We start from the raw sequence: 7209 nt of genomic DNA on the forward strand, positions 1-7209 counted from the left end.
TGCTCTGTTCCTTTCCTCACCAAACATTGGATGTATTAGACAACCAATTAATTGTTGTTATTTTTCAGGAAGTCGTGGGAGAACGCAGTGAGCGCATTTAACGTAGCAAAATTCGGTGGAACCAGTGTTGCCAACTTTGAGGCAATGAGCCGTTGCTCCACTATCATAGAAAACAACCCAAATACTCGCCTTGTCGTCAGCAGCGCTTGCTCAGGTGTCACTAATCTATTAGTTGAACTCGCAAATGGTGTTCAAGACCAAGAACATCGTGCGGAAGTACTACAGAAACTAGCAAACATTCACGAATCGATTCTGTCGCAACTTGAAGACGCAACCGAAGCGGCAGCTGAGGTTTATTCGATTCTTGATACCGTCACAAGCTTGGCAGAGGCCACTTCTATCCAAGCAAACACCAAACTGACCGATCATTTGGTCGCTTGTGGCGAATTAATGTCGACTCACATTCTTGCGCAGTTAATGCGTGAGCGTGGTATTAACACCATCCGTTTTGATATTCGCGACGTGTTAAAAACCGATGCTACCTTTGGTCGTGCTGAACCAAATGTCGAAACCATTTCACAACTCGCACAAGAAAAGTTGGTTCCACTATGCCAAGAGTATGTTGTTATCACTCAGGGCTTCATCGGCTCAGATGAAGAAGGTAACACGACAACGCTTGGTCGTGGCGGCAGTGACTACAGCGCAGCATTGATTGCAGAAGGGGTGAAAGCAGCAGGTCTAGAGATTTGGACCGACGTTCCGGGCATCTACACCACAGACCCACGTATCGCCTCAAAAGCAGCGCCAATCCCAGAGATCAGCTTTAGTGAAGCATCAGAGATGGCAAACTTCGGCGCAAAAATCCTGCACCCTTCAACACTGGTTCCGGCACTTCGTCACGACATCCCAGTATTCGTAGGCTCTTCTAAAGAGCCAGAAAAAGGCGGTACATGGATCCGTCATCAAGTGGAAAGCTCACCTTTATTCCGTGCACTTGCTCTGCGCTGTAACCAAACCATGGTGACACTGCGCAGCGCAAACATGTTCCACGCCTACGGCTTCTTAGCGAAGGTATTTGAGATCCTAGCGAAACACAAAATATCTGTCGATCTGATCACCACATCTGAAATCAGTGTATCACTCACCCTTGATCAAACAGACACGTCAGGCGGTGCACCTCAATTACCACAAGCGGCACGCGAGGAACTTGAAGAACTATGTAAAGTAGAAGTGGAACACGACCTATGTCTTGTCGCTCTGATTGGTAACAATATGAGTGAAAGCAAAGGCTACGCGAAGCAAGTGTTTGGCACGTTAGAAGACTTCAACCTACGTATGATCTGTTACGGAGCAAGCCCACATAACCTGTGCTTCCTTGTCCACGAGTCAGTATCACGTCAAGCGATCCAAAAACTGCATACAGAGCTGTTTGAACAGTAAGAACGCTTTAACTCAACGATAAAACTTTAATTCACCAAGAAACAACAAGAGCTACACATCGCAGCCCTTGTTGTTTCTATCTGAGTCGATTAACCGTTAATGTTAGGACCTAACCACTTTTCTGCTTCGATCCTATCCCAACCTTTTCGATCAGCGTAGCTTTGTAGCTGATCCTCTTGGATCTGAGCAATCGCAAAGTAACGAGAATCAGGGTGCGAGAAGTACCAACCCGATACGGACGCTCCTGGGTACATCGCGTAATTTGTTGTCAGTGACATACCAATGTTTTCTTCAACATTCATCAGTTCCCATAGCGGTCCTTTCTCAGTATGCTCAGGGCATGCCGGATAACCCGGAGCTGGTCGAATGCCTTGGTATTTTTCACGAATCAGTTCTTCATTCGACAGCTCTTCATCCGCAGCGTAACCCCAAATCTCTTTACGTACACGCTCATGTAGGTACTCTGCGAACGCTTCTGCAAGACGGTCCGCCACCGCTTGGATCATGATGGCATTGAAATCATCACCTTGCGCTTTGTATTCGTCAGCAAGTTCACGCTCACCAATACCGCCCGTTACTGCAAAGGCACCAATCCAATCATGCTTACCAGACTCTTTCGGTGCAATATAATCAGACAAACAATAGTTGAAGCCTTTTGGTTTCTCTGTCTGCTGACGTAAGTTATGCAGCACTTTAGCAACGTTGGTGCGTGACTCATCTGTGTAAACTTCAATATCATCGCCAACACTAGCCGCAGGAAACAGACCACACATACCTCGTGCTTTCAGTAACCCTTCACGCTCAACGCGATCAAGCAACTCATTTGCATCTTTGTACAGACGCAGTGCTTCTTCGCCCACTTCTACATGGTCAAAGATTGTTGGGAACTTGCCGACTAACGACCAAGTCATGAAGAAAGGCGTCCAGTCGATATACTTACGCAAAGTAGCGACATCAAAATCTTCAAAAATGTGGATGCCTGGTTTAATTGGTACAGGTGGTGTATACGCCTCCCAATCAATCGCAACCTTATTAGCACGTGCGGCTTCTAAGGTGACAGGCTTGGTACGAGGCTTCTTGCGGTTATGTTGGTCACGTACGCGTTCGTAGTCTTCATCCAATTTTTCAACAAAAGCCGGACGGCGTTCATCTGATAGCAGTGATGTACACACACCTACCGCACGAGAAGCGTTATTTACGTATACTACTGGGTGTTTGTAGCTCTGCTCAATCTTAACGGCAGTATGCGCTTTTGATGTGGTCGCACCACCGATCAGAAGTGGAAGTTCAAAATCTAGACGCTCCATCTCTTTTGCGACATGAACCATTTCGTCCAGAGATGGCGTGATCAAGCCAGAAAGGCCAATAATGTCGACATTCTCTTCTTTAGCCACTTTCAGGATCTTTTCACACGGTACCATTACGCCAAGATCGATGATCTCGTAGTTATTACATTGCAGCACCACGCCAACAATGTTCTTACCAATGTCATGAACATCACCTTTAACGGTCGCAAGCAGGATCTTACCGTTGGATGAACCGGCTAGTTTTTCTTTGTTAATGAAGGGCTCAAGGTGAGCAACTGCCTGTTTCATAACACGTGCCGACTTTACTACTTGGGGAAGGAACATCTTGCCTTCTCCAAATAGATCGCCAACCACGTTCATACCATCCATTAAAGGGCCTTCGATCACTTCAAGTGGTTTGGACGCATTAAGGCGAGCTTCTTCAGTATCTTCTACGATGAACTCGGTAATGCCTTTAACCAGCGCATGCTCTAAACGTTTTTCTACCGTCCAGGTACGCCATTCAAGCGCAGAGGCATCATCTTCTTTTCCGACACCTTTATCTGCATACTCAGCAGCAATATCGAGCAGTCGTTCAGTTGAATCATCACGACGGTTTAGCACCACATCCTCGACCGCTTCACGCAGTTTGTCTGGAACATTATCGTAGATTTCTAGCTGACCCGCGTTAACGATACCCATATCCATACCATTTTTAAAACAGTGGTATAGGAACACCGCGTGAATCGCTTCTCGAACGTAGTTATTACCGCGGAAGGAGAAGGAAACGTTAGACACGCCACCAGAGATCATCGCATGTGGTAAATCACGTTTAATATCTGCAACCGCTTCAATGAAGTCAACTGCGTAGTTGTTGTGCTCTTCGATACCCGTCGCAACCGCAAAAATGTTCGGGTCAAAGATAATATCTTCCGGCGGGAAGCCCACTTCATCAACCAAAATGCGATAAGCATTGGTACAGATCTCTAGCTTACGCTCACGCGTTTCTGCCTGACCAACCTCATCAAATGCCATCACGATAACCGCAGCACCATATCGACGAATCAGCTTCGCTTGCTTAACAAACATCTCTTTCCCTTCTTTCAAAGAGATGGAGTTCACGATGCCTTTGCCCTGAATACACTTCAGACCCGCTTCGATCACTTCCCATTTGGAAGAGTCGACCATAATTGGAACTTTGGAAATTTCTGGCTCAGACGCACATAGATTTAGAAAGCGAACCATACTGGCTTCTGCATCCAACATACCTTCATCCATGTTGATATCGATGATCTGAGCGCCGTTCTCAACTTGCTGGCGAGCAACTTCCAGAGCCTCATCGTAGAGCTCTTCTTTGATCAGACGTTTAAAGCGAGCAGAACCGGTAACGTTAGTACGTTCACCCACGTTGATAAACAGCGTCTCATTTTCAATCGTAAGAGGCTCAAGACCGGACAAACGACACGCAACCGTAAGCTCAGGCAAATCACGAGGTTTCACACCTTCAACTGCCATTGCCATATGGCGAATGTGCTCTGGCGTCGTACCGCAACAGCCACCAATCAGGTTCAAGAAGCCACTTTCCGCCCACTCTTTAACATGAATCGCCATATCTTCTGGCGAGAGGTCATACTCACCAAAAGCGTTTGGTAGACCAGCATTAGGGTGTGCTGAGATAAAAGATTCAGAAATGCGAGAAAGGTCCTCTACGTAAGGGCGCAATTCATCAGGGCCAAGCGCACAATTCAAGCCAAATGAAAGCGGGTTTACATGACGCAGAGAGTTATAGAACGCTTCTGTCGTTTGACCGGAAAGCGTGCGACCAGACGCATCGGTAATGGTGCCGGAGATCATGACTGGTAACTCAACACCTAGTTCTTCAAAGACACTGTCTACCGCAAAGGCACACGCTTTCGCATTGAGTGTATCAAAGATAGTTTCAATCAGAATAAGATCAGAACCACCTTTAATCAGCGCACGAGTTGATCCGGAGTAAGCTTCAACGAGTTCATCGAAAGAAACATTACGGTAGCCCGGATCGTTTACATCCGGAGAGATCGAACAAGTACGGTTTGTCGGACCAAGAACACCGGCAACATAACGGGGACGACTAGGCGTCTTTGTTGTCCATTCATCGGCGACCTCACGAGCAAGCTTAGCCGCGGCGAAGTTAATCTCCTCACTCAGGCTTTCCATCTCGTAGTCAGCCATTGCAATAGAGGTTGCATTAAAAGTATTTGTTTCGAGAATGTCAGCACCCGCTTCGAGGTATGCGCTATGAATATCCTTAATCAATTGAGGCTGAGTAAGCACTAACAAGTCGTTATTACCTTTTAGGTCACAATGCCAATCTGCAAAACGCAAACCTCGATAGTCTTGCTCTTCAAGTTTGTAACCCTGAATCATGGTACCCATACCACCATCAATCAGCAAAATACGTTGTTTCAATTGAGCTTCTATCTGCTCTCTTACATTACTTCCCACAGTACAGCCTCATTCCTTTAATTATCTTCTCATCCTATCACACAAACAAAAGGAGTCTAGACGTCTAAAAATAGAATTAGTGATTATTTAGCGTCCATTTCAAGTTACAAAGAAATCACGAAAAAATGTTTGCTATTTAGCCAACATAGGCCGAGAATTTCCATTCATAAAAAGTTACAAATAGAGGGCTCTATGTCGGTCTATCATACTTTATGTTTCCTATCTGCCGCAGCAATTCTAATTGCCTTTATAAACAGCAAGATAGGAAAAATGCAAACCACCATAGCCATTACCGCAGGCTCAATGATACTTTCGCTCTTCATTCTCATCGCGGGTCAAAATGATTGGTTTCAGCTTACAGATATCGCAACACGAACCATCACTAGCATCGACTTTGAAGATTTTCTACTTAAGGGGATCCTAGGATTTCTATTATTTGCGGGTGGCTTAGGCGTCAAACTGCCTAACCTCAAAGACCAAAAATGGGAAATTACAGTACTTGCTCTAGGCGCAACTCTCTTCTCAACTTTCTTCATCGGTTTTGTTCTCTACGGTTTCTGCCTACTGATCGGTATTCAATTCAAGCTCGTCTACTGCTTACTTTTTGGCGCGCTTATTTCTCCAACCGACCCAATTGCAGTCTTAGCGATCGTCAAAAAACTTAATGCACCGAAGCGTATTTCGACCCAAATTGAAGGTGAGTCCTTATTCAACGACGGTTTCGGTCTAGTGCTCTTCGTGACCATATTTACCATCGCATTTGGAATAGAAGCACCGAGCGTAAGCAGCGTAGCATTACTATTTGTTCAAGAAGCAATTGGGGGTATTGTTTACGGCTTAGTTCTAGGGGTAATTTTTCACTATTTAATCAGTGCAACAAACGACCACTCAATGGAATTGCTACTCACCATAGGTGTTCCGACGGCAGGCTATGCCTTAGCCGAATATCTACATGTTTCCGGTCCACTGGCTATGGTGGTTTCAGGTATCATGATCGGGAATTGGACACGCTTTATTGGCTTCTCTAAAGAGAGTGAGGATCACCTTGATCACTTCTGGGAATTGGTAGATGAATTCCTAAACGGTGTGCTATTTTTGCTCATTGGTATGTCAATGCTTCTATTTGAATTCCACAAAGAAGACTGGATCATGATGGCTGTATCAGTACCACTTGTTCTAACTGCACGTTACTTGAGCGTCGCTATTTCCTATGTCGGCTTTAAACGCTTTAGAACATATAACCCTTGGTCAGTGAAGATCTTAACTTGGGGGGGATTACGTGGTGGCCTAGCGCTTGCTATGGCTTTATCTATTCCATCGGGTATTTGGGTCATTCCAGATAAACTCATCGACGTAAAAGAAATCATCTTAGTCATGACTTACTCTGTCGTCGTTTTTTCAATCTTAATTCAAGGCTCGACAATTACACCAATGATAGAAAAAGCGAAGCAAGCCGAAAAAGCATCTCAAGAAGCGTAGATTCCGCATTCTAAATTATCAGGCAGCCAAGTGGCTGCCTTTTTTATATTGTCCAAATAGAAAAATTTTAATTGGGATAAATGAGCAGTCTGGATCAGGGAATTACACTGAAAAATCGATTAGTTGGGGATGGCTTTTGTCGTTACTCTAATTACAAAGTTAAAAGCCTTAAGTAAGAATGTTCAGACACTGATTTGAACTGTAATGAGTTTGGCTTGAGATAAACGTACCTTAAACGTCAATAAGTGTCGAAAAATAGACGTTCGTCGTGATGAAGAACAAGATTTAGCATACTGGTGAGATGCGAGAAGAGGGAATTAGAAAGACAGAATATAAGCGTGAATGAGCTTAATTTATTACTGTTCTAGAACAGAATTGAAATAATATTTATTTGCTTTAATAACGCAAAAAGCCCACTCTTTCGAGTGGGCTTTTCTAAATTAAAAGCCTGGCGATGTCCTACTCTCACATGGGGAAGCCCCACACTACCATCGGCGCTATTTCGTTTCACTTCTGAGTT

General features: G+C 44.8%; 3 protein-coding genes and 1 rRNA gene. 2 read left to right on the forward strand and 2 right to left on the reverse strand.

The features are described from left to right. Window positions 1–87: 87 nt before the first annotated feature. On the forward strand, window positions 88–1440 hold the full coding sequence (gene lysC / locus ACVA54_RS14865; RefSeq protein WP_099080105.1) for a lysine-sensitive aspartokinase 3: 1353 nt from the start codon (window positions 88–90) through the stop codon (window positions 1438–1440). A gap of 89 nt (window positions 1441–1529) precedes the next feature. Here the strand turns inward: lysC and metH are convergent, their stop codons facing one another. Continuing rightward, complete coding sequence (metH, locus tag ACVA54_RS14870) at window positions 1530–5210, reverse strand: methionine synthase (protein ID WP_446649717.1); 3681 nt, start codon at window positions 5208–5210, stop codon at window positions 1530–1532. A 192-nt stretch (window positions 5211–5402) separates the two neighbouring features. Between metH and ACVA54_RS14875 the strand changes: the two genes are divergently transcribed. Further along, window positions 5403–6689: a cation:proton antiporter gene (locus ACVA54_RS14875; RefSeq protein ID WP_099080103.1), complete on the forward strand. Its 1287-nt coding sequence runs from the start codon at window positions 5403–5405 to the stop codon at window positions 6687–6689. A 446-nt stretch (window positions 6690–7135) separates the two neighbouring features. On the opposite strand, the gene rrf is transcribed toward ACVA54_RS14875, so the two are convergent. Further along, window positions 7136–7209, reverse strand: a 5S ribosomal RNA gene (gene rrf / locus ACVA54_RS14880); the annotation flags it as partial.

It is taken from the genome of Vibrio sp. PNB23_22_6, from assembly GCF_052877535.1.